The organism is Turicimonas muris (genome assembly GCF_002221595.1).
Lineage (GTDB): Bacteria > Pseudomonadota > Gammaproteobacteria > Burkholderiales > Burkholderiaceae_F > Turicimonas > Turicimonas muris.
This window is the reverse complement of sequence record NZ_NHMP01000001.1, coordinates 606,029-628,865: the sequence shown is the minus strand read 5'-3', so window position 1 is coordinate 628,865 and position 22,837 is coordinate 606,029. Positions and strand designations below refer to the sequence as shown.

The following is a 22,837-nucleotide window of genomic DNA, read 5'->3' as shown; positions in this document are numbered from 1 at the left end:
AAGCCGAAAAGATGTCAACCGTTGATTATTTTTATGATGACACTTCCTGCCACTTCACAAATTGCTTTTTCTCGATGGAATAAACGGGTACTGCTCTTATCTTTTCTTTTGAGACGGCCTCATCCCCATAATGTCTGCTGAGCATTTGAGCAACACCTTCTCTCAGCTTTTCTTTGGAGCTCTCTTCCCCTCGATCAATCTTAAGTTCTAGAATCCAGTGTCTTTCACCGGCTCTGACTTCTAAATCACTTCTTCCAAAGGCATTGTGATGCTCTATCTTCGGCTCAAGACCTGCACCAGCCATATACACCTGAACATAGGCTCGCAGGGAGGCCTCGTCTCTTACCGGATATTTGTAATAATCAATTGAAGAAAAAAGGCGGTTAAGAATGTGGAACAAAGATTCTGTATTTTCCTCACTTAGAACCTTCACAATAGGACCGGCTCCCACTTGGCCTGCAACTCTACCGCTCAAAAGTCTTTCCAAATATAGCCTGGCCATGGCACGGCGCACTTCAAGATTTGGATAATCGAGGTAAACCGTATCTCCGTACTCAACGGACTTGATTGTTAAATAGCCAGCCTGCACTAACAATCCCAAATCTGAAACAGTTTGGATATCGGCTGAACCAGACAATTCCGAAAGAGAAATTGTCTTCTCCCGACTATATTCTTCCGGATGTCGTAAGGCGTGAGACTTCAGATATTCCACTAATACGGAAGGCTTTCCTCCGCTTTCAAACCAATAATCAACCAGACCGTTCTCAGGATAAGAAAAGAAATTCAGCAATAACCACGGAGCAAAAACATGTTTGCTTGCTGTTCTTTCAAAACAAAAACCGTCGTATTGCCGAGTAAGTTTTTCCAATAATTCTTTGTCGCTGATATTCAACGTTGATGCCGCCTCATGTAAATAAGGTAAGAAATACCGTTGAATTTCGTCATGCGTATAACCTAACAACGTTCCAAATCCAACATCCAGCGTTAGATCTTTAAGGTTGTTCAGCTCAGAGAAAATGCTCGTCTTATTGAACTTCGTATTACCGGTAATAAAAACAAAACGCAGCGAACTGTCATTTGCCTTAATGACCGAATAAAACTCTGCCAAAAGACTTCTGATCTGCTCAAATAGAATGGGATCATTCAGGCACGACGTTAAAGGAGCATCGTATTCATCGATGAGAATGACTAGAGAAGAAGGTTCCTGTTCTTCCATCCAAGAAGACAATTGTCTGAAGAGAGAAAGTTCGGAAGATTTATATTCGAAACCCAAAGATGAAAATTTATCAATAATCAGGCCCGTAAGATCTTTACAAAATTTATTTAATCCGAAAAGAGGCTTGATCTCAGAGAAGTCCAATCTAACGATCTTGTACTCCTTGTGCTCTTTCCAGAGTTTCTCAATCGCCAGACCTTCAAAGTACTTGACTCCATATTTGAATAAAGCTTCGAATGTAGAAATAAGCAAAGATTTACCAAATCTTCTCGGACGAGAAAAAAAAATACTTTCTTCTTACCGAGGCAATTTTGTAGACCAGGTCAGTTTTGTCGACATAAAGCTGGTCCGCCATTCTCAAGGCTATGAAATCAGATGTTCCTAGCGGTAAATCTTTTATTTTTCTCTCGTCCATCGTCGCATCTCTGAATTGGCTTTATCTTTTCATTTTAGTTGAGGTTTGCCAAAAGAACCATCAACCAACAACTAGCTTGGAACTTCCTTTCTTATAGGAATTCCTCAAGACTACTGAGAAAAAGATTCCCACTTCAGAAAGTCCATTTTTTTTCCTTTCGGCAATACGCAAGTCGCATAACGCTCAAAATAGTCAAGAACAGAAAAATTCTGAAAAGATTCTTCTTACAAGGCACTTTTTGGATTAATAATTATTTTGCAGCCAAAATTTTTTAGGAGAAATAAATTGCAAAGACGCAGTCTTTTTAAATTCGCGGGTTCTTCCCTCGGGGCCATGTTATTCGGCTCTGCAATGGATGCAACCGTTGCTGCAGAACCGGAGTTCACTCCTCCGACAGCCAAGAAACCTATGCTGTTGTGCTTCAATGAAAACCCTCTCGGTCTGAGCGATGGTGCTAAAAAAGCTATCGAAGAATCTACATCACGAGCCTCACGTTATCCGTTTGCTCAAGTAGGCGCTATTAAAAAAGAATTGGCCCAATACATGGGTACTCAGCCGGATAACCTTCTTCTTACTCACGGCTCGGCAGAAGCGATTCGTGCTTCCGTCGAAGCCTACAACGTTCCGGGCAAAACCGTTTTTGTATACCCGGAATTGACTTACAGCGATGGTGCCGACGTTGCCAAGCGCAATCATATTCCGGTTAAGACAGTTAAGATGGGTCCGAACTGGAGCATCGATCTTGCCGCTCTCCGCAAACTTGCTGCTCAGCAGGCTAAGAGCAAGCATGTGATTGTCTATATCGTCAATCCGAACAACCCGACATCGACTATCGTCAACACACAAGCTTTGTTCGACTGGATCAAAACTAAACCAAAAAATACTTTCTTCATCTTGGATGAAGCATACGCAGAATTCGTTAACGATCCGTCCTTCAAGTCCGCCGGAGAATTGATTAAAGAAGGCTACAACAACCTGGTTGTTCTCAAGACATTCTCTAAAATCTTTGCAATGGCGGGCATGCGCTTAGGTTTTGCATATGCAGCCCCGGCAGTTATCGACAATATCGAAAACCATGTTGCCTATGAAGTTATGATGAACCAGGCGACACTTGCCGCCGCCACCGCAGAATTAAAAGACAAAGAATTCTTGGCTAAATCTAAGGCAATGAATGACGAATCCAGGAAGATTCTTCTTGCAACATTGGATGAACTTCACATTCCTTACCTGCCAAGCGAAACAAACTTCGTATTCATGGACTTGAAGGTTCCTCTGAAACCGTTTGCCGACCGCATGAAAGAAGAACACATCCTTGTGGGGCGGCCCTTCCCGCCAGCCACACAGTGGTGCCGTGTTTCTTTAGGTACGCCGGACGAAATGAAATACTTCGTTCAGAAGCTTAAAGAATTCCGTCAGAAAGGCTTCATTTAATTCCTTCTGATCGAGTAGAGGGTTGGGTTGCCCCGTCCCCCTCTCACAGCACCCACCGTACGGGTCCGTAGTGGGCGCTTCATTAACGAATCGCCATAAAGCGGAGAGAATATAACCCTAATCTGGCGAAACGGGCGTTCTTGATGGTCAGGTTCATGTGAGCCTGGCCCGAGTTCCACCATGCACCTCTGCCATTTACCGAACTTTTCCAGGCGGTCTCCGGGTCCAGACCTAGTTTGATCAGGTTCCGTTCTCTTGTCTTCGGTCTCTTCCAAGCAATCCAGATAAGTTTACGGAGATGGTGGCGAATTCTTTCGTCCATTTCACTCCAGTACTGCTTCCTGGTATCAAGACGATAGTAGTTCCTCCAACCCCTGAGGACAGGAGTTATTCTTTCTATCGTCGTCTTTAGGGAAGTTCCCCTTGCTGAGTGTAAGCTTCCCACGGCTCTTATCGAGCCATGGGAAGCTTACTTAGGAAGATTTTTGTCCTTCTTCTAAGGAAAGACTGAAAGAACTACTGCCTCCGAAAAAAACTAGGAGGCAGTTTTTTGATTGAAGAACTCTCTACGAAAAAAGATATTGGTTACTTAGCTCTGAGTTCTAAGCTTTTACTTAGCCTTTATACATTTAAATATGACTTCAGATTTAGCGTAATTAAAGCGTCCGTCATCTTTTACCGTAAACTGAACCTTTTCAAATTGTTGTTGACGCTCCTCACAAAAAATTTCAGCTTTCTTAATCAACTTATTGGTAAGAAATTGACCGGACCATTCAGTTTCATAGATTACAGATATTCTGAAACTGCCGTCTTGCAGCTCTTCAATAACCGGCTCCGGAGGAACTGTGGCACACGAGGTAAGCAGGAAAAAACCACATGCCAAAATGATTGTCAACAATGTACTTCTCATATTCACCTCCTTAATCCTATTCCATTGGTACCATTTGGACTTCAACCTTGGCTGGCATAAGTTCATGCATCCTTCTCATCTTCGGATCGACACTAATCCAACCGGGAATAAATACATTCAACGTATTTCCAAAGACGTACCAGGAAGTGTTCTTCGATTTCACTACTAAGTCCTGTGGCTGGAAGCCTCCTTTTTCCAGATGAATGTCATAAACACAGCCTTCAAAATACCCATGATCCTTATTTAATTCCACCTTGGCCGGTGTGTATCCTTCAAAAACTTTGTTGCCTTTATCATCAGTAATGGTGATAGAGCAAGTTTCAGGATTGGTAAGTACTTCAAGCTCTTGAGTCTCATGAGTCACTATGGAAGAACATCCGGCAAGAAGACCCGAACAAAACAAAGCTGAGATAGTCAAAATTTTTAATTTTTTCATAGACCATTTCAAGAGCCGGAGCTTTCCTCCGGCCCTCCCTTTTTTTAGAACAAGTATTCAAAACCTATATCGACTCGGTAATCAGTTTTAAGTTTGGAAGCAAAGCTTCTCTTCACGTAGAAGTGAGCAAACTTATCTTTCTTTTCAGAGAACGTATAGGTTCCGCCAGCGGAGACTTCTCCCCAAGTTTCTTTGAGATTGAATCTAGAACGGTTGGATGTACCATCATCAAGTTTGTAGGTGGTATCAAGTTTTCCGGCAAACTCTCGTAAGCCGTCGACTTTTACAAACGCCGAACCTTTCTTAGCTTCATATCCCAAAGCCACGCCAACTCGGCCGATTAAGCTATTAAGAGCCTTATGCTTAACGTTAACTTGGTTATTAGTTCTGAAACTTGAACCAAAGATTCTTCCGTAAACAATTTGCAACTGCGGATCTAGGTACCAGTCCTTCTTATCTCTAATGTAATGCTTGTTGCCGTACTCAGCGCTTAATGTATAGCCCCAAGTATGATCGCGGCCTTTGGTGTTGAGAAGCCTATCGCTGCTCCATGCCGAGAATTTGTTGGAGAAGCGGCTGACCTTACCTACCAAGTCAAGATATCCGCCATTAGAAAACTTTCTGACACCGTAAAGCCACCAGCTGGCCATCCAGTTATCGGCAGTTCCACCTCGGCTTAACTTCAGATCGCCTTCAGTGTAAGAAAGGCCGGTTCCATATATCCATTCGATGGATTTTTCACGTTTGCACGGGAAATTTTCTCCGTCTTTTTCTCTACAGCGATACTTATCAGAAAATTCATAGTAATTTCTATCTAAGCCGATTTGAATTCCACGGTAATTATCTTTGAAAGAATAACCGTTATGGCTGAACCTGTTGCGTCCGGCATATCCTCTGGCCCACAAACCTTCCAACTCGTTATTATCTCTAATCTCACCCAGTCTCTGATGGAGAGTATCAATCTCTTGGCGCCATGTGAAATAGTGGCTTAGAGAGACGGATTCAATAGACTTCATGGTTGGAGTTGGTTTTGGCTTCGGCTGAGGAATAGGAGTAGCCGGAATCAAAGGAATAGGATGTGTGAATCCAGGTTCCAAAGGCTTCCAAGGAATAGTCGGCGTCAGGTCAATGATCTCGCCGCGATACTTAACATCGGCAGGAACTCCTAGGGTTGTGTATTCAGCCAGGTCAGTAGCTGTTTCACCAACCAAAGAAACATCCTCGAAATACCATTGGGCTCTGTATGCTTCATTGACCACACCTTCTGGCAGGTAAACCCAACCGGCAGCCTTAGCAAACTGAGCATTCGGATCTTTCGGATCCCAGCGTCTTATGATTGGGTCACCATTGTCATCCTTCAATTCATTGCCGTCTTCATCGGTCAACTTATGCCATGTCGTGCCTTGAGATAAACCGAAGTAGCCCTCCTTGTAGTCATCTTTGATCATGATGGCTCCCTGGCTTCCCATGTTCTCAATGCCTTCGTTAGCGAAAATGCTGTTAGCGGCACTTCTGAGGAGCCAGAATATATTTGCCAGCTTCGCGTCATCTCTAGCACCGGGATATCCGGGATAATGGCTTTCACCTTCGCATTTACCTCCGCTGCACAAATTATCGGAGTTAATTAAGACGCCGGTGTTCTTGCCGTTTTCATAAACATATGCCTTAACCACCAAATCTAATTTCGATGCATTGGAACGATCGGCGGCGATAGGATTTCCATCGGCTGTGTCAATATGATTGAGAAAAACGTAAGGAGCTTGTCCAGTCTTTCCGCCTACGGCCCAATATTTCGCATACGGTCCATTAATTCCGTATGGATATTTGTAGTCGTTGTAAGGCTGCGGAGTCTCAGGTTCTTTATCATCGCCTTCGGAAGGATCTGTCGGGTTAGTCGGATCAGTTGGGTCAGTAGTACCGGAATCTCCGGAATCGCCAGTACCATCCGCTGCACGTCTTAAAACCGAATAATTCACTGCCAGATTCAATGTTGTTTCCGAAGTGTTTCCGAAACTTGTCATTCTTGATGAAGGAGTTTCAGGCGCCGGATTAGGTTCGTCAGGGTTTGGAGTATCCGGATTGTCGGGCTGTTTCGGATCTTCTCCGGAATCATCGCCCGGATCCTTCGGGTCTTCTTCGTTCGGATCTTTTATATTGGGCTTGTTGGCTTCATCTACGTGTTTTTCGCTTAAATATGCAGCTTCGAAACGGATTACACCGTTACCCGAAAACATTCCTAAGTCCCGGATCTTATTGCTGTTAGTAAAGCGAATGGTGTATGGATCAGCTCCGTGTCCGAGTCGCAAACGAGTATTGATGGTATCGCTCGGATTGGTTTTGGCATCGTATTGAACAGTGATCCCCTGACCTTCTGCCAAAGTCAAGACAGAACCGTATTCACTTGGTTTAAGCCAAAGTTCAGACCTTCCATAGGAAACGAGTTTTCCGGTAGTGGCATGAATAGGCTCCATAACTTGAAGTGAATTATCTACAAAATTGAAGGGACCTTCCAGTAAGGTGACGCTCTCTGTATAAAACTTGTCATCGTATAAGAACGGCCGAATTCTCAGTCCTACGGGAGACTGTTTTGCTGTAGAAGATACCCTCACTCCCAGTTCATCATTATCTTCGTTGTATAAAGAAAGGGAACGTATTGTCTGTTTACCGCCTTTATTGTGAATTGCAATTGCTTGTCCCGATTTAGAATTAACAGAAATTGAATCAGTAATACCGACAATTTGTGACCCATAGAAATCCCAATTGCCCACCTGTGACCAATTCTCAATACCATAGGCAAAGAAGAGAGGACTACGGGCCTCGCTGTTTTTAACGATTATCTTATCTACGCTTTTTATTTCTTGGATGGAAGACCTAACATCATTTACACCAGTGGCTATTCCAGCATAGGTTCCGTAAATCGTCCCTATTTTATCTACCATCTGGTTTCCACCGCGTTGAGCGAAAACTCCAATCCAAAAAGGAACCAATTCTGTTCCTATTTGACCAATTTCTCCTTCAAAAATTTGTTCTGCAAATTGTGCCTTACTGTTAGCAGAGTTAAAAAGTCCTAAGGCCACACCTCTTCCAGAGCTAGAAGTCGTTAACTCTCCAACATAACCTTTAATCAATTGTCTAGCGTCATATGCGTAAAAAGCTGCGCTAGTCTGGTAAAGCTTTTGCGTATTAAACGTTAAATCAGGAAGGGTACCTACTCCAGCCGATATTGAATCTACAAATAAATTAATATGTTGTTCTGTAATTTTTTTTGATTCAAAAGAGCCCTCATACGAAGTGCTAGAAAAAACTGTTCCATTTGAAGAAATAAGAGTCTCCGCTTTGAGATTTATCATTTGGATTGTTGGTCCAGAGGCAGTGCTTATATTCTTAGCTGAAAAAAGTCCCACCCTACTTACTCCTTTCGCATTTGACAATTTAGTACCCCTGACTTGAGTAACTGCTTCAAGATTGATAATTTGATTATTTCCTGAGGTGGAGAAAAATAATCCATTTGTTAACTCTCCTGTTAAAGAGTTCACATTACCTAAAGAATAGTTACCTGTGATGGTTTCATCTAATGTTAAATCGGACGAGTCACTTTCTGTCGTAGCTGCAATTGTTAAAGGCAAATATCCGACACAACTCAAGGATAATAAAATCGCAAAATAACACTGAGAAAAATTTGAGGGAATTTTCTCCTTGATATCAGACGGTTCTGAAAATTTATCTCGGAGACTTAGGTTCGAAAAAGAATTTAAATTCTGTTGTTCATTTAAATCAAAGAACTGAGAATACTGTCTCTGAACAAATGTAAGAAAAGACCTATTTAAGCGTTGAATAAACGATTGGGGGGGGGTAGCTTTAGAATAATATCACTGCGGTCTTCATGCAAATGAATTTTTGGCCCTTTTTTAAGAAGAGGAGTCATTATTACCTCATTGATTTTAAGAAATATGATTTTGCATATACTAACAATTAACACCTTCTACCGAAATCAGGGTTTTGTAGCACTTGTTGCTACAAAACCAATGACGATTAAAGCAAACCGCAAACTCCCAACAGAAGGTCTACTCCTCTTCAGGCGAAAGTCGTTTTTTTGAAGTTTGAATACCTATGAATGCTCCTGTCCACACTCTCAAAAGTCCAATTTTTTCTTTAATGGCACTAAGGATATTTACGCTCACAATATGCACTCAGAGAGTTGCAGAACAATCATCTAGCTAAAATCTTACAAATTGTTAAATACTCTCCGAGAATACTGTGAACGCTATAGACCGTTTCTTCAAAATCACAGAAAGAAGCTTCACCGTTAAAACAGAATTTCTAGGTGCCGTTTCTGCTTATCTAGCGATTTGTTATCTCTTCATTGTCGTCCCGGGAATGCTGAAAGATGCCGGTATGCCGCTTGCAGATGTAACCGTTGCCGTCATTTGGACATCCATCCTTGGGACACTGATGATCGCTTTCATCGTCAACTATCCGATTGTAGTAGCACCCGGACTCGGCATCAGTGCTTACTTTGCCTATTACGTCTGCGGATTTCTGGGGCTTAGTTGGCAGGCAGCCTGTGCTGCCGTCATTGTTTCCGGATTAGTGTTCTTCCTATTAACCGTAGCACGCATCCGACAATCCATTATTAAAGCCATTCCTTTGGATTTAAAACTTGCTATTGTGGCCGGTATCGGTGCCTTTATTGCTATCATCGGTTTAAAGAATGCCGGGATCGTGGTTGCCAATCCTGCAACCTTAATCGGACTTGGAGATTTAACAAAACCGGAAGCCTATCTGACAATTCTCGGTATTCTGACAGCGGCAGTTCTCTCTGCAAAAGGCGTTCGCTTAGCGATGCTGATAGCCATTCTTTTAGTTGCTGCTCTCGGAGTTATTTATCTTAGGCGCTACACCGTTGGACGGCTTGCAAGACCTATTCTCCAACAACTTCAAATTCTTCCCGACTGAAACCATCTTCCAATTCGATTTCAAGAGCATGATGACAATCGGCATCGTCGGTGTTTTGTTCTCCATTACGATGGTCGACCTCTTTGACAATATGTCCACGTTGATTGGATTGTCATTCAGAGCAGGCTTCATGCAGAAAAATGGCCACATTCCAAATCTCGACAAGGCCTTAATCAGCGACTCCGTGGCCACTATCGGCGCCGACATGATTGGTACTTCAACTGCTACGGCCATCTTAGAAAGTGCCGTTGGTATCGAATCCAGAGCCAGAACCGGTCTGTGCGCATTATTTTTGAGACTCTTCTGCTTCCTGACCTTGTTTATTACACCGATTTTGACGTTGGTTCCGGCTTTTGCAACCTCTTGCGTTTTAGCTATCTGATGCTTCAAGAAAGCGTAACACGCATCAATTTCAAAGAGATCTCGACCGATGTTCCATACTTCTTAACAATCTTCATGATGCCGTTTACATTCAACATCGCAACAGGTCTTGGATTCGGCGTCATTAGTTTTGTGATTCTCAAAGTCTTATCCGGCAAGCGCCAGGAAATTACGCTCACGATGGCAATTATTGCCTTGGTATTCTTAGCCGTTCTGCTCACTAATTAAATCAACTTATATGAGACCTGTCGAAGCAGGTCTCATAATCAAAACTTTTAGCCCAAAGAAATAATCCCGTCTACAGATTTCCAAAAAACTCCCGTCTTCATGGAAGCATTTGAATCACGTGAATATGCTCCAAATTGGCATTTGCACTGAGAGAGAAATTCTGTACTCCTATCGTATGACATGCTCTGGTACACTGGGGACCTCAGATGTTGTTCATTCGTCTGAGCCTTTTAGAAGTGGCCTTGGAGAACCAACCAAAACTGTTTGTTTAACTTAACTTTTCCTCGGCGATTGAGCGGCTGCCAAAGCTCAGCCGCTCAATAAATCTTCCAAATTCACCACCCTTTGCTGTAGATCATTTCTATCAGAGATCTATTTGAAAATAACTGCAAGTCCTTACAGCGGCGGCTTTCTTTGATTAACTTTCGGAACAGTTTTTTGAGGTTTGACGACAAAATTTCTGACCCAGTAGATTCGCTCACTTATTTCGGCAGAATTCCGTCAGTTACAGTGTGACCTCTTCAAATGCCGCATATGAAGCTCAGCGCTATAAGCAAATAAAAAAAGGCGGCTCGAATCTCCCATCCATTAATATCGAGCAGCCTGAAAGACAAACTAATTTGTTTTAGACCTGAGCCTCCAGATCTTTAGGCATTTCTAAACTGTCAACCTTGGCAGGCTGTCCTTTCATCTTCTGCATCAGGACAACAACACCGAAGAGTGCGATACCGGCTGCATAGCCCCAGTATCTTTGGCTGTAATCCATGAAGAAGCCTGTTAATGTTGCCGGGAACATCATGATGACGGTAACCACAAGCAGTAATGCACGTTCAATGATGTTGGCACGGGTCAGAACCCAACCTTGTGTAGCACAGGTAAAGGCAATCATGCCGATAGAAGTCATACCGAAGATAAAGAGTCCTTCAGTCCAGGTATCAATACCAAGCAAGAGGATGTCGGAGTTGAACAGGAAGAATACCGGAATGATCACCGTACGAATGTCATATAAGAAGCCCTGCACGCCCACGGCAATCGGATTTTCCTTAGCAATCGCCGCACCTGCATATGCTGCCAATCCAACCGGAGGGGTATCGTCGGCCAAAATCCCGAAGTAGAAACAGAACAAGTGAGCAGCGATCAGAGGAATAACGATTTCCTGACCATGAAGAGACATCCCCGTAGCCAATTCAACAATCACAGGGGCTGTCAAAGATGCCATTATGATGTAGTTAGCCGTGGTCGGCAAACCCATGCCTAAGAGCAGACTGGCAAGCGCGGTGATAAAGATCATAAGGAAGATGTTGCCCATCGAAAGAGCTTCAACAAAGGAAGTAATCTGCTGTCCTAGACCTAAGGAGACGCAGCCTACGATGATACCGGCAGAAGCGGTTGCTAAAGCAACGCCGGCCATGTTGTTGGCACCGGCAGCCATAGAGCTTAATGCATTCTTTACGCCGAACTTAAAGGCAGCCCACATGTCCGCATTGTGAACCTTAGCAATGACTACAGGTTGGAAAACCATCAGGAAAGCCAGCACTAAGATGGCTCTGAAGACGGACATTTCAGCAGAATGCATTTCCACCACAAGTTCCCAAATGAGAACGAACAGCGGGAGAAGATAATGCAAACCGTTCTTCAGTTCGGTCCAGAATCTGGGAAGCTCAGACTTAGGCAAGCCTTTAAGACCCAACTTGCAGGCTTCAATGTGGGTAATCCACAGCAAACCGACATAAGAGACAAAAGCCGGGACTGCTGCCGCCTTCGCCACCTCGATGTAAGGTACGTTGACATACTCGGCAATAATGAAGGCGGCTGCGCCCATGACCGGAGGAGCCAACTGACCATTAACGGAAGAAGCAACTTCAATAGCCGCCGCTTTTTTAGCCGGATAACCGAGCCGTTTCATTAAAGGAATTGTAAATGTTCCGGTAGTTACGACGTTTGCGATGGATGATCCGGAAACGGTGCCGGAGAGAGCTGAACTGACGACAGCGGCTTTAGCAGCACCGCCTCGATATTGTCCTAACCCGGAAATAGCCAAACGGGTAAAGAAGGCTCCGCCCCCGGCTCTATCGAGCATTGTTCCGAACATCACAAATAAGAACACGACGGTGGCCGACACATGCAGCGGTACACCGTAAATGCCCTGTGTATCCATGGTCATCTGAGAGATGAAGCGCGTTAAAGTCGCACCTTTGAAAGCAATTACGTCGGGCAAGTATGGCCCTAAGAACACATAGGCCATAAAGGCTCCAGCAATAACCGGAAGCGCCGGCCCGAGTACGCGGCGTGTTGCTTCAAGCATAAGAGCAACGAGAGTTACGCCCATAATCAAATCGCGGCCGATCGGCTGACCCGGTCTCTCGGAGATTCCGGCATAGTCAATAACGATATAGAGGGCAGCAATGACGCCGACAAGGCCAATCATCCAGTCAACGATGGTAACTTTTTTCATCGCCAGGAGAATTCGCAAGTCCCAGCGAGATTTAGTTTCCGATTTAAGAGTCGGAAGGTTCAAGTAAATCAAAGACAAAGCAAAAGCCAAGTGAATAGCTTTCACCTGCAAAGAGTCCAAAAGCAGCCAGCTGGCTGTGGACATCTGAAAGAAAGCCCAGCATAACGCAACTACAAAAGTAATCTTGGCGGAAATGCCGGTTTTATCTCCCGCTAATCCTCTGTCTCCGTGTACTACCTCTTCTCGGTACTCTCCCACAATATCTTCGGAAGAATTCTTCCTTGGAGTTAGAACAAAACCAGGAATACCTGCCTGCGGGAGAAGAATTTTCTCATTCTGGCTATTTGACATGAAGATTCCTTTTTATTATTTACGCCTATACCCGGGAGAGCGTCCCGGGCACGGCTAGGTGGTACTTAAGGCTTGATTATTTGACTAAGCCGACTTCTTTGTAGTACTTCAAAGCGCCCGGATGAATTGGAGCGGTCAAACCTTCGAGCATGGACTGTTTAGTCAGACCTGCCAAAGCCGGATGCAGCTTCTTGAAGTCGTCAAGGTTTGTCATGACTTCCTTAGTGATGGCGTAAACGACATCATCAGGTGTATCGGCGGAAGTCACCAGTGTGGCAAGCATGCCGACAGTCTTGACTTTATCCTTGGAGTTAACGGCGTCCGGATACTGAGCCATCGGGATCTCCGTCATAGCGTAGTAAGGAGCGTCTTTGAGCAAATCACCGACTTCAGTAATAGGAACGATGCGAACTTTTCTCTTGCCTGCTGTCGCTTCTTTAATGTTGCCGTTCGGATGGCCGACAGTGTAGAAGAAGCCGTCGATACGACCGTCCTGGAGAACGCGAGGAGCATCGGCCGGTTTAAGTTTTTCATCGCGGAAGTCCTTGCCTGGAACAATACCGGCATATTTGAAGATGTCAGTAGAGTTAACGCGGTTGCCTGAGCCAGGATCGCCTAAGTTAATTGTCTTTCCTTTAACGTCATTGATGGACTTGATTCCGGAATCTTCAGCAGCAACGAATGTGACGGCTTCAGGAGCAAGAGCGAAAACAGCGCGAAGCTTGCTGACGGGCTTACCTTCCCATGGACCTTTGCCGTTGTAAGCAAGGTACTGTGTATCGGCCTGAGCGATACCGAAGTCCAAATCTTTAGAGTCGATAGCGTTGATGTTGAACTTAGAACCGCCGGTAGATTCAACAGAAGCACGGATACCGTATTCTTTTTTCTTGGCGTTGATGATTTTAGCGATAGCACCGCCTGTCGGGTAGTAAACACCGGTAATGCCGCCGGTACCGATTGTGACGAATGTCTGACCGGCAGCTAAGGCAGCAGAGCCGGCGAAAGCAAGTGAAGCAGCAAAAGCAACTGGGAGAAGTTTTTTGATCAGCATTTGAAAAGCCTCCAAATAGAATTGAGAATTTCTGAAAGTGTTTCTTGGCTCTTGACCTTAATTGTTTCTGTCTTGCGTGACTCTCGGGAGATCCGTTTATCACCAAGACGGCGAAAATCTTGATAAGAATTTCGAATAATTTTTATTAAGCAAAAACCGTGCCAAGTTTTTAACGCACTAAATATTCGGTTCGCGAAGTAAAAGCCGGTTCCTCACCAAAAATCAGCATATTTATTTCACCTATTTGGTGCGCCTACTTTTTTATGCACTTTCTTTGTGCATTTTTTTGGTGTTCTAACGTCTTTTTTAGAATAGTCATACAATAGGCAGAAAATCTTTTGGAGATACAGTAATGACTGCGAACATTAAAACCATCAGCGTTAGCGAAGTTTGGAAACTTTTTAATTTAGGGGGCACCGTTTTAGTTGAAGCCCAAAGCGGCGATGATCTCGATATCATGCCTGCCAGCTGGAGCTGCCCGCTCGACTACGACAAATTAAGCGTTGTCATCGACAGCAGCCACTACACCCGCAAATTAGTTGAAAAAGACGGCTATTTCTTATTAGCCTTGCCGACTGCCAAAATCATCGAAAAATTAATGTTCTTAGGCTCCAACTCGAAGAACTCCCTTTCTTCCAAGATTGAGGACAGCAAAATCGAGTTTTACAAAGTCGATGACTGCCGTTTCCCGTTGCCAAAAGGATGTGTCGCCTGGGCAGTGTGCAAAGTTCTTCCTGAAACGGAAATCCAGAAAAAATATGACCTTTTCTTAGGCCAAATCGTTCAAGCCTTCTATGACGAGAGAGTGATTAAAGACGGACATCCGCAATTTGAAAATCTGGATGCTGACTTCAGCATCCTGCCGAACTTCGGGGGCGCCATGTTCTATCGTCTCGGCAAGCGCCTGCCTGTACCAGGGTACGATGACTAATTTTCGTAAACGATATGCCGGCTTCGGCCGGTTTTCTTATATCTCCAGCTATGAACAAATCTCCTGCTCCTTCCGTCTACTTTATCGGTCTTGGTGCCTTAGGCATTCTCTATGCCAAAGCCATTGAAAATGCTTTAGGAAAGCACAGCGTTACTTTTGCCGCTGATAAAAAACGCTGCGAACGCTACAAACAAGAAGAAATTTATTTAAACGATCAAAGATGCTTCTTCAATTTTGTTACGCCGGATGAAAGCAGCGCCCCGGCGGACTTTTTATTTTTTTCCGTAAAAGGAACGGCTTTAGATGACGCCATTAAAACTGCTGCTCCTCTAGTTAATGAGAATACCGTCATTATCTCTTTGCTTAACGGCATTTCCAGCGAAGAGATTTTGAAGAAGGCATTTCCCCAGGCCAATGTACTGTACTGCATCGGGCAAAAAATGGATGCTCTAAAACAAGGTTCGAAGGTTATTTATCGAGATTTAGGTGAACTTTGCATCGGCATTCCGAAAAACAATCAAAACCCTAAATTAGAAGCAGCACTTAGAAGGACAGAAGACTTTTTTGATTCTATTTCTCTGCCGTATGTTTCCGAGGAAGACATTATTCATCGGATGTGGTGCAAGTGGATGCTTAATGTCGGCGTCAATCAAGCCGTCATGATTAATGAAGGAAAATTCAGAACGGTTCATCAAGAAGGTGCTCCGAGAGAGACGATGAAAGCCGCCATGAGAGAGGTTCTTGCACTCAGCCAGAAGAACGGCGTCTGTTTGACTGAGGATGAATATCTCCAATATTTAGGAATTATCGACAAATTGAATCCCGAAGGCATGCCCTCTATGCGACAGGACGGCGTCAACAAACGGCGAAGCGAGGTTGAGATGTTTGCAGGAACTGTTGTTGCATTAGGCAAAGAGCTTGGAGTTCCAACTCCAGTTAATGAGAAAATTCTGCAAAAAGTCCGAGAGATGGAAAGCAACTATTGAGCGGTTTAATCCGAGGTAGAAAATTTCGGTTTTCTACCTCTAGCTCTTAGGTCCGATAAACAAAATCTTGTCTTTCGGCAAAGAGAAAGAAGTCCGAAGCGGAGGAGTTCTGGGAGTGTCCGAAATTTTGTGTCTGTCCCAATTTCATAATGTAGTTTGTTTTCCCGGGAAGGCAGTTCGCTTGTGGAACGTAGTGGAACAAGCGAACTGCCTTCCCGAGGGCTTCGCCCATCCCATCCATTTTATCCTTGTTTGAAGCGATCTCCAAACATCACAACGAACTGGAGCATTGCCTGACGCCATCTAAATACTGATTTGTTCCAGTCTTTGGTGGCATTCTTTATTGCTAAAAATACCAGTTTGTAAACTGAATCATCCGTCGGGAACATTGTTCTGGTTTTGATTACCTTCCTAATCGAACGATTCAACGCTTCAATACTGTTGGTTGTATAGATCAGCTTTCTAATTTCCGGAGGAAAGTTAAACAAGGGAATAACTTGTTCCCATTGATTCAGCCACATCCCCTTGATGACACTGTAGCGTTTACCAAGCGTAGATTCGGCAAAATCTTCAAGTCTGTTTCTTGCCTCCTCCGCATCAGCTGCCCCATATATTCCCTTGAGTTGACTTATCACTCCTTTCAAGTCCTTATAGGAGACAAAAGCCGTTGAATTTCTCAGCAAATGCACAATACAAGTCTGATGTATCGTCTTTGGGTATACGGTTTCTGTGGCCTTTGTCATTCCTTTAAGACCATCTGTTACTGCTATCAAAATGTCATTGCAGCCGCGAGCTTTGATTTCATTGAATACGCTTGTCCAGTATGCGGCCCCTTCATTGTCTGACAGCCACATCCCGAGAACTTCACGGGAGCCGTCGGCTCTAACGGCCAAGGCAAGATACAGGGCTTTGGGCGTAATGGTATTGCCGTTTTTTACTTTTACTCTCAGAGCATCAAAAAAGACCACCGGATAAAAGTCTTGCAGAGGCCGACTCCTCCATGCACGCACGTCCTCTAACACCTCGTCGGTCACTCTGCTTATGAATTCTGCACTTACTCCAACTCCGTAAATTTCCTTCATATGGGCAGAGATCTCACGATTGCTCATACCCCTTGCGTACATGCTGATGATTTTGTCATCCAACCCTTTTAAGTGTCTTTCGTATTTGGGAACGGAGTTCGGTTCAAAACTGCTTAGTCTGTCTCGAGGAACTTCTATACGAACTTGGGCATTGTCGGTGATGACCGTCTTACTGCTTGTCCCATTTCTCTTATTGACCGGCTCAGGTTCATCCTTTGCTTCTTTTGAGACAGGAACAATTTCTCCGTTTTTGAGATGAAAATCCATTTCGCTTTCCAGGCATCTTTCAAGAAACCGTTTCATTACCTCTTGAACCATGCCGGTTACTTCTTCTGAGCTCCAGCCGATTTTGCCTGTGTTAGCTAAGGTTTGATCAATGTACTTCGTTAAAAAAGCGTCGGCCTCACTGAGAGGTTGCTTTACCCTTCTTGCCATCTTTGATTCTCCAATCCCTTGCTTAGAAGTTTAACTACTCTCCAAACAAAGGAAAATTGTTAAATCGGACAAGACACAAAATTGCTTACATACTCCTTCGGTACTTTCAATAAGAGCAACGGTACTCTTAGCAACGCCGGCACTTTAACTGTGACTCAATTCAACCAGTCTGGCGGTTCTGCTTCTAACACAGGAAACCTGACAATTGGCAATGCTGATCTATACGGTTCATTGACTTCAAGTGGAACGTTAGCTCTTACCGGTAATGTCATCAGCAGAGGCAACTTGTCTTCGACAGGAACGCTAAATAACCGTGGCAGCTGGACGGAAACTGATGCATTCACTATTACCGGCAATCTCAACAACACAGGAGCAATCAACTTCCAGAATGGTTTTACTTTTGCTTCTAACGGAAAGCTGAATTCCTCGGGCACTATTCAAACCAACAATGCCTCAAATATCTTTGACTCTTTAGGCAGCCAAGGCCAGACAACATTGACGACTGTCAGCCTGGATGCCCAATTGCCGGAAGAAGCGAAGACTGCATTGACTGACTTATTCCGTCATTACGTTCCCGGAACTGTTGCTCAGAATTTGGTTGACCACGCCAAATTTACCGGCGGAAAACTAATCGTTAGCGGAGTAAATCTGACGCAGACGCAGGCAGCTGATTTGACAAAAGCATTCAAATCAAAGTTTTTTCTCCTTCCAACAGAAATTTCCGCCAGCACTTTTCCACAAGAGTGCTAACTGAAGTTTCTGTATTTCTTTCAGGAGAAAACCTATGAGCCAGAACAATTCGCTATCTGTCAGAGACGAATTAGAAGAGATCCGAGTGGGATCCAAGACGTATTCCATAGATCTGCTCGGGGCGATTTTCATAAATAAAAAGAAAGTCAGGCTCAAGATGCAACTCCCGACAGCCTGCCCAATTTCCAATAAGGAGATGGTCTTTGACAGAGGCGGGAAGTGGTTGCTCAGACATCAACAATCGAACTATCTCTTTGAAAAGAGTCAAATCCTTATGTCTTTTTTTCGCAAGTTTTATGTCCTTTTTCAACCTAGAGGATGCGACAAACTCTTTCATGAGTTAAATATCCATCTCTTTAAAAAAAGCCTCTGGATTTTTGTACTTGGTTCCGCCTCCTGCCTCCACTTCCTTAATAGCAGTTATGGTCTCCTTGTTAGGAATATGCGCTCTGAATGGCATTCCTTGTTCTGCAACCGCTTGACTCAAAAATGTTCTGACAGCTTCGGAAAGGCTCATACCCATCTTTTCAAAGAGAACCGAAGCTTGTTCTTTCAAGTCTTGTGTCAGCCGAACTTGAATCTGGGTGTCTGTAACTGTACTCATAGTTTTAATGTAGTTAATTTGTCATAACACTGTAATTGTATATTAAAAATCATGAACAAAATTTATAAAAAGATTTGGAATAAGGCTAGAGGGTGCTTTGTTGCAGTATCCGAAGCAGTGTCTTCTGCCTGCCAAAGAGCAGGAAAACCAACCATAATCGGAATTTCAAGTTTACTTCTGCCTCTAACTACTCATGCCGCAGTCACCTTGGAAGGAAATCATAGCTTCGATGAGATGATTTACTCCAAGCATCACATTATGGCTTCGGATTACATAGTTACAGGTGATCTAACCGTAGGCAATGGATCATATGGATCGGTAGTTTGGACCTCAAAGGACTATACCAACAACAATCAAGTCCTGACTGTTCAAGGCAATCTTCATATTGATAATGGCGGCAAATTAACTGTAAGTCATAACGGGGATGGCGGAGCTCAATTAAACGGAACCGTAAACGTTGGTGGCAATTTAAATGTTAGCGGTGAATTAGCTTTAGGCAGCGGAAATGAAGGCGACAAAGATTCAAGCATTTCCAATCTCAACGTGGGCAATACTTGGAAAATAACCCAAACAGGTTTTGTTGATGTTCATCGCGATTACCGTAATACGCATATCAATGTGTATTCCAAAACAATTGATTCTGAAGGAATTCTAGATCTAACGAGAATCAAAGACGGATCAATAAGTACAGAAAATCTTTTTGTACGTGGCGGTACTTTTAATCAAACAAATAACATCCAAACCTATGCTTCCAATTCATTATCAGTTTTAGGAGGCACCCTTTCTAACGAATCTTCGCTGGTAGTAGGAGGAAAGAGCGGTCAATTTTCTGTTGGTAATTCGCTTACTTTAGGGGGCGGTAATTTAACCAACAGAAATTTATTAACTCAGATAGCTGGAAATATCAACATAACAGGCGGCAGTTATGACTTCGGTACGTTGAATAAGAGTAACGACTCTCTTACCAATGCTGGCACTTTAGAAATTACTCAATTTAATCAGTCAGGAGGTTCTGCTTCTAACACCGGGAACCTGAGCCTGGGCAATGCTGATTTATACGGCTCATTGACCTCCAGCGGAACGTTAAATTTTACCGGTAATGTCATCAGCAGAGGAAACTTGTCTTCGGCAGGAACGCTAAATAACCGTGGCAGCTGGACGGAAACTAATGCATTCACTATTGCCGGCAATCTCAACAACACCGGAGCAATCAACTTCCAGAATGGTTTTACTTTTGCTTCTAACGGAAAACTGAATTCATCCGGCACTATTCAAACAAATAACGCTTCCAACGTATTTGACTCCTTAGGAAGCCAAGGTCAGACAGCATTAACAACCGTCAGTATAAATGCGCAATTTCCGGAAGAAACAAAAACGGCACTGACTGATTTATTCCGTCACTATGTTCCCGGAAGCGTTGCTCAGAATCTGATTGTCCACGCCAAATTTACCGGCGGAAAAGTCATCGTTACCGGCGTCAATCTGACGCAGACGCAGGCAGCCGATTTGATGGAAGCATTCAAATCAAAGTTTGTTGTCTTTGAGTTTTATAGACTTTCTTCTTTTTCTTCCTCCCGGAGAACCAAATGAGCGAATCAGAAAATGTACTGTCCCTTCCTTCCTGCCGATCAAATTTATTTAATCCGGCTGATTCATATGTAAAAACTTTGGGATCGAAACGTTCTCAGACAACCGTAGAAAATTGTGTTCAAAACATTGCAAAAATCTTGGGGCACTCTTCCTATGACAGAGTTGAATGGTCCAAACTTAGAAGGAGTCACTGGCAAAAAATTTTGGGTGCTCTTGAAGAGAAAGGGTGCTCACCTTCAACTAAAAATCTTTACTTAACTGTGTTTAAAGAAGTGGCTAAGGAGGCATGGTCTAATGATTTGCTTCCGCAGTCGGCTTATCTGAAAATCAGTAGTCTGAAAAGTTTGAAATTTGAAAGACTTCCCAAGGGCCGCAGTTTAGACTTGGAAGAAGGAAGAAGGCTCTTAGAGTCTTGTTTCAACGGCACCACAAAAGGCTTCCGTGACCGAGCCATTTTTGCCGTAATGATGGGCTGCGGGCTGCGCAGGGCCGAAGTCGTCTCCTTGAAACTTGCGAACTGGAATTGTATTGATAGAAGTTTTTCTTTTATCGGCAAAGGAAACAAAGAGAGGCGGGTTTATCTACCAAAGAATTTAGATAAGTACATTGATGAGTGGCTTATAAAAAGAGGACTGGAAGCCGGAACTTTTTTCCCAGGAGTGTCCGAAATTTTGTGTCTGTCCCAATTTCATAATGTAGTTTGTTTTCCCGGGAAGGCAGTTCGCTTGTGGAACGTAGTGGAACAAGCGAACTGCCTTCCCGAGGGCTTCGCCCATCCCATCCATTTTATCCTTGTTTGAAGCGATCTCCAAACATCACAACGAACTGGAGCATTGCCTGACGCCATCTAAATACTGATTTGTTCCAGTCTTTGGTGGCATTCTTTATTGCTAAAAATACCAGTTTGTAAACTGAATCATCCCTCGGGAACATTGTTCTGGTTTTGATTACCTTCCTAATCGAACGATTCAACGCTTCAATACTGTTGGTTGTATAGATCAGCTTTCTAATTTCCGGAGGAAAGTTAAACAAGGGAATAACTTGTTCCCATTGATTCAGCCACATCCCCTTGATGACACTGTAGCGTTTACCAAGCGTAGATTCGGCAAAATCTTCAAGTCTGTTTCTTGCCTCCTCCGCATCAGCTGCCCCATATATTCCCTTGAGTTGACTCAGCACTCCTTTCAAGTCCTTATAGGAGACAAAAGCCGTTGAATTTCTCAGCAAATGCACAATACGAGTCTGATGTATCGTCTTTGGGTATACGGTTTCTATGGCCTTTGTCATTCCTTTAAGACCATCTGTTACTGCTATCAAAATGTCATTGCAGCCGCGAGCTTTGATTTCATTGAATACGCTTGTCCAGTATGCGGCCCCTTCATTGTCTGACAGCCACATCCCGAGAACTTCACGGGAGCCGTCGGCTCTAACGGCCAAGGCAAGATACAGGGCTTTGGGCGTAATGGTATTGCCGTTTTTTACTTTTACTCTCAGAGCATCAAAAAAGACCACCGGATAAAAGTCTTGCAGAGGCCGACTCCTCCATGCACGCACGTCCTCTAACACCTCGTCGGTCACTCTGCTTATGAATTCTGCACTTACTCCAACTCCGTAAATTTCCTTCATATGGGCAGAGATCTCACGATTGCTCATACCCCTTGCGTACATGCTGATGATTTTGTCATCCAACCCTTTTAAGTGTCTTTCGTATTTGGGAACGGAGATCGGTTCAAAACTGCTTAGTCTGTCTCGAGGAACTTCTATACGAACTTGGGCATTGTCGGTGATGACCGTCTTACTGCTTGTCCCATTTCTCTTATTGACCGGCTCAGGTTCATCCTTTGCTTCTTTTGAGACAGGAACAATTTCTCCGTTTTTGAGATGAAAATCCATTTCGCTTTCCAGGCATCTTTCAAGAAACCGTTTCATTACCTCTTGAACCATGCCGCTTACTTCTTCTGAGCTCCAGCCGATTTTGCCAGTGTTAGCTAAGGTTTGATCAATGTACTTCGTTAAAAAAGCGTCGGCCTCACTGAGAGGTTGCTTTACTCTTCTTGCCATCTTTGATTCTCCAATCCCTTGCTTAGAAGTTTAACTACTCTCCAAACAAAGGAAAATTGTTAAATCGGACAAGACACAAAATTGCTTACATACTCTTCAACTCTGTTCTCAACTCTTTAAATTTTTCTGATGTTCAAACGGCAATGGACAATTATGAGAAGATCGTAGAACAGTGCGAACTTAACTTAATAGAGAAAAAAACTTGTGGCTATAGCTTCTACGAAGAAAATCCTTCCTGTTCAGTCGGTGAAACAATCAAAATAATTCTTAAAGACTGTAAGCTCTCTTCTTAGGAACTCTATTTTTTGTCTTGAGCGGCTCATGTCCCTAGCTTAGATAAATTTTTCTTAAATCTTCGTTCTCCTTTTGTTACTGAACTTGCCGTTCTCCTTTATATTTAATTCTGATAGTGCCTTTTGAGTTTTTACAGCGAGAAGGCTCTATCAGGTTGGTGTGTCGACATTAAGATCTTTAACAGTTTTTCCGAGTAAAGCCTGTTTTATACAAAGAAATCAAATTTCCCAGGTTTTTATATTGCCTACATTTTCTTGGATTTCCAAATTGCCAA

The 22,837-nt window shown here is 43.6% G+C and carries 21 protein-coding genes; 9 read left to right on the top strand and 12 right to left on the bottom strand.

The features are described 5' to 3' along the window. Positions 1 to 31: 31 nt before the first annotated feature. Both ADH67_RS13610 and ADH67_RS13605 read right to left on the bottom strand, forming a co-directional pair. Positions 32 to 1,468: an AAA family ATPase gene (locus ADH67_RS13610; RefSeq protein ID WP_255202357.1), complete on the bottom strand. Its 1,437-nt coding sequence runs from the start codon at positions 1,466 to 1,468 to the stop codon at positions 32 to 34. Positions 1,469 to 1,472: 4 nt separating this feature from the next. After that, complete coding sequence (locus ADH67_RS13605; RefSeq protein WP_255202360.1) at positions 1,473 to 1,571, bottom strand: hypothetical protein; 99 nt, start codon at positions 1,569 to 1,571, stop codon at positions 1,473 to 1,475. A gap of 345 nt (positions 1,572 to 1,916) precedes the next feature. Between ADH67_RS13605 and ADH67_RS02890 the strand changes: the two genes are divergently transcribed. Further along, positions 1,917 to 3,062, top strand: a complete 1,146-nt coding sequence (locus ADH67_RS02890) for a pyridoxal phosphate-dependent aminotransferase (RefSeq protein WP_236578461.1) — start codon at positions 1,917 to 1,919, stop codon at positions 3,060 to 3,062. 82 nt (positions 3,063 to 3,144) lie between these two features. Here the strand turns inward: ADH67_RS02890 and ADH67_RS02885 are convergent, their stop codons facing one another. The 4 genes from ADH67_RS02885 to ADH67_RS02870 all read right to left on the bottom strand — a co-directional run bounded on the left by ADH67_RS02885 (position 3,145) and on the right by ADH67_RS02870 (position 7,758). Then, positions 3,145 to 3,507 (bottom strand): group II intron maturase-specific domain-containing protein, encoded by a 363-nt coding sequence (locus tag ADH67_RS02885; RefSeq protein ID WP_236578460.1) that lies wholly within the window; start codon positions 3,505 to 3,507, stop codon positions 3,145 to 3,147. Between the two features lie 165 nt (positions 3,508 to 3,672). After that, entirely contained in the window at positions 3,673 to 3,972 is a 300-nt protein-coding gene (locus tag ADH67_RS02880; protein ID WP_066591443.1) for a hypothetical protein, read from the bottom strand. A 16-nt stretch (positions 3,973 to 3,988) separates the two neighbouring features. Next, entirely contained in the window at positions 3,989 to 4,408 is a 420-nt protein-coding gene (locus tag ADH67_RS02875) for a hypothetical protein (RefSeq protein ID WP_066591442.1), read from the bottom strand. A gap of 44 nt (positions 4,409 to 4,452) precedes the next feature. Continuing rightward, on the bottom strand, positions 4,453 to 7,758 hold the full coding sequence (locus tag ADH67_RS02870) for an autotransporter outer membrane beta-barrel domain-containing protein (RefSeq protein WP_158212617.1): 3,306 nt from the start codon (positions 7,756 to 7,758) through the stop codon (positions 4,453 to 4,455). A 907-nt stretch (positions 7,759 to 8,665) separates the two neighbouring features. On the opposite strand from ADH67_RS02870, the gene ADH67_RS13320 reads away from it, so the two are divergent. From ADH67_RS13320 to ADH67_RS13310, 3 genes are read left to right on the top strand one after another with little or no spacing between them, the layout of a single operon-like run. Beyond that, positions 8,666 to 9,364, top strand: coding sequence for an NCS2 family permease (locus ADH67_RS13320; protein WP_201415706.1), 699 nt, complete (start codon positions 8,666 to 8,668; stop codon positions 9,362 to 9,364). Beyond that, positions 9,312 to 9,746, top strand: a complete 435-nt coding sequence (locus ADH67_RS13315) for a hypothetical protein (RefSeq protein WP_217983927.1) — start codon at positions 9,312 to 9,314, stop codon at positions 9,744 to 9,746. Before ADH67_RS13320 ends, ADH67_RS13315 begins: the two co-directional genes overlap by 53 nt. After that, complete coding sequence (locus ADH67_RS13310) at positions 9,746 to 9,973, top strand: hypothetical protein (protein WP_201415704.1); 228 nt, start codon at positions 9,746 to 9,748, stop codon at positions 9,971 to 9,973. The genes ADH67_RS13315 and ADH67_RS13310 overlap by 1 nt, the downstream gene beginning before the upstream one ends. 625 nt (positions 9,974 to 10,598) lie before the next feature. Here ADH67_RS13310 and ADH67_RS02860 read toward each other — a convergent pair. Beyond that, positions 10,599 to 12,779, bottom strand: a complete 2,181-nt coding sequence (locus ADH67_RS02860) for a TRAP transporter permease (protein WP_066591439.1) — start codon at positions 12,777 to 12,779, stop codon at positions 10,599 to 10,601. Positions 12,780 to 12,855: 76 nt separating this feature from the next. Next, complete coding sequence (locus ADH67_RS02855) at positions 12,856 to 13,830, bottom strand: TAXI family TRAP transporter solute-binding subunit (protein WP_066591436.1); 975 nt, start codon at positions 13,828 to 13,830, stop codon at positions 12,856 to 12,858. Positions 13,831 to 14,182: 352 nt separating this feature from the next. On the opposite strand from ADH67_RS02855, the gene ADH67_RS02850 reads away from it, so the two are divergent. Then, entirely contained in the window at positions 14,183 to 14,761 is a 579-nt protein-coding gene (locus ADH67_RS02850; RefSeq protein ID WP_066591433.1) for a flavin reductase, read from the top strand. A gap of 14 nt (positions 14,762 to 14,775) precedes the next feature. Next, entirely contained in the window at positions 14,776 to 15,747 is a 972-nt protein-coding gene (locus ADH67_RS02845; protein ID WP_084081432.1) for a ketopantoate reductase family protein, read from the top strand. A 242-nt stretch (positions 15,748 to 15,989) separates the two neighbouring features. On the opposite strand, the gene ADH67_RS02835 is transcribed toward ADH67_RS02845, so the two are convergent. Beyond that, positions 15,990 to 17,264 (bottom strand): IS256 family transposase, encoded by a 1,275-nt coding sequence (locus tag ADH67_RS02835; RefSeq protein WP_066591429.1) that lies wholly within the window; start codon positions 17,262 to 17,264, stop codon positions 15,990 to 15,992. 81 nt (positions 17,265 to 17,345) lie between these two features. Here ADH67_RS02835 and ADH67_RS02830 point away from each other — a divergent pair, with 81 nt between their 5' ends. Further along, on the top strand, positions 17,346 to 18,014 hold the full coding sequence (locus tag ADH67_RS02830) for a hypothetical protein (RefSeq protein WP_066591428.1): 669 nt from the start codon (positions 17,346 to 17,348) through the stop codon (positions 18,012 to 18,014). A gap of 70 nt (positions 18,015 to 18,084) precedes the next feature. Here ADH67_RS02830 and ADH67_RS13745 read toward each other — a convergent pair whose 3' ends face one another. Both ADH67_RS13745 and ADH67_RS02820 read right to left on the bottom strand, forming a co-directional pair. Then, the gene (locus tag ADH67_RS13745; protein WP_066591427.1) at positions 18,085 to 18,351 is read right to left on the bottom strand and encodes a type II toxin-antitoxin system RelE/ParE family toxin; all 267 of its coding nucleotides are present in this window, start codon (positions 18,349 to 18,351) and stop codon (positions 18,085 to 18,087) included. Between the two features lie 3 nt (positions 18,352 to 18,354). Then, positions 18,355 to 18,618, bottom strand: a complete 264-nt coding sequence (locus ADH67_RS02820; protein ID WP_066591426.1) for a type II toxin-antitoxin system RelB/DinJ family antitoxin — start codon at positions 18,616 to 18,618, stop codon at positions 18,355 to 18,357. Between the two features lie 51 nt (positions 18,619 to 18,669). On the opposite strand from ADH67_RS02820, the gene ADH67_RS02815 reads away from it, so the two are divergent. Next, a complete protein-coding gene (locus tag ADH67_RS02815) occupies positions 18,670 to 20,208 on the top strand; it encodes an ESPR domain-containing protein (RefSeq protein WP_066591425.1) in 1,539 nt (512 codons plus the stop codon). Then, the gene (locus ADH67_RS02810) at positions 20,205 to 21,008 is read left to right on the top strand and encodes a tyrosine-type recombinase/integrase (protein ID WP_066591423.1); all 804 of its coding nucleotides are present in this window, start codon (positions 20,205 to 20,207) and stop codon (positions 21,006 to 21,008) included. Before ADH67_RS02815 ends, ADH67_RS02810 begins: the two co-directional genes overlap by 4 nt. Here ADH67_RS02810 and ADH67_RS02805 read toward each other — a convergent pair. Next, on the bottom strand, positions 20,995 to 22,269 hold the full coding sequence (locus ADH67_RS02805) for an IS256 family transposase (protein ID WP_089275696.1): 1,275 nt from the start codon (positions 22,267 to 22,269) through the stop codon (positions 20,995 to 20,997). The genes ADH67_RS02810 and ADH67_RS02805 overlap by 14 nt on opposite strands. Positions 22,270 to 22,837 lie beyond the last annotated feature (568 nt).

Excerpts from the sequence above, each read along its gene's own strand:
- ADH67_RS13605 (WP_255202360.1), bottom strand. The coding sequence starts at position 1,571 with ATGGCGGACCAGCTTTATGTCGACAAAACTGACCTGGTCTACAAAATT.
- ADH67_RS02845 (WP_084081432.1), top strand. The coding sequence starts at position 14,776 with ATGCCGGCTTCGGCCGGTTTTCTTATATCTCCAGCTATGAACAAATCT.
- ADH67_RS02860 (WP_066591439.1), bottom strand. The coding sequence starts at position 12,779 with ATGTCAAATAGCCAGAATGAGAAAATTCTTCTCCCGCAGGCAGGTATT.
- ADH67_RS02870 (WP_158212617.1), bottom strand. The coding sequence starts at position 7,758 with ATGATAAATCTCAAAGCGGAGACTCTTATTTCTTCAAATGGAACAGTT.
- ADH67_RS02850 (WP_066591433.1), top strand. The coding sequence starts at position 14,183 with ATGACTGCGAACATTAAAACCATCAGCGTTAGCGAAGTTTGGAAACTT.
- ADH67_RS02835 (WP_066591429.1), bottom strand. The coding sequence starts at position 17,264 with ATGGCAAGAAGGGTAAAGCAACCTCTCAGTGAGGCCGACGCTTTTTTA.
- ADH67_RS02810 (WP_066591423.1), top strand. The coding sequence starts at position 20,205 with ATGAGCGAATCAGAAAATGTACTGTCCCTTCCTTCCTGCCGATCAAAT.
- ADH67_RS02805 (WP_089275696.1), bottom strand. The coding sequence starts at position 22,269 with ATGGCAAGAAGAGTAAAGCAACCTCTCAGTGAGGCCGACGCTTTTTTA.
- ADH67_RS13745 (WP_066591427.1), bottom strand. The coding sequence starts at position 18,351 with ATGAAAGAGTTTGTCGCATCCTCTAGGTTGAAAAAGGACATAAAACTT.
- ADH67_RS02875 (WP_066591442.1), bottom strand. The coding sequence starts at position 4,408 with ATGAAAAAATTAAAAATTTTGACTATCTCAGCTTTGTTTTGTTCGGGT.
- ADH67_RS02855 (WP_066591436.1), bottom strand. The coding sequence starts at position 13,830 with ATGCTGATCAAAAAACTTCTCCCAGTTGCTTTTGCTGCTTCACTTGCT.
- ADH67_RS02880 (WP_066591443.1), bottom strand. The coding sequence starts at position 3,972 with ATGAGAAGTACATTGTTGACAATCATTTTGGCATGTGGTTTTTTCCTG.
- ADH67_RS02815 (WP_066591425.1), top strand. The coding sequence starts at position 18,670 with ATGAACAAAATTTATAAAAAGATTTGGAATAAGGCTAGAGGGTGCTTT.
- ADH67_RS13310 (WP_201415704.1), top strand. The coding sequence starts at position 9,746 with ATGCTTCAAGAAAGCGTAACACGCATCAATTTCAAAGAGATCTCGACC.
- ADH67_RS02820 (WP_066591426.1), bottom strand. The coding sequence starts at position 18,618 with ATGAGTACAGTTACAGACACCCAGATTCAAGTTCGGCTGACACAAGAC.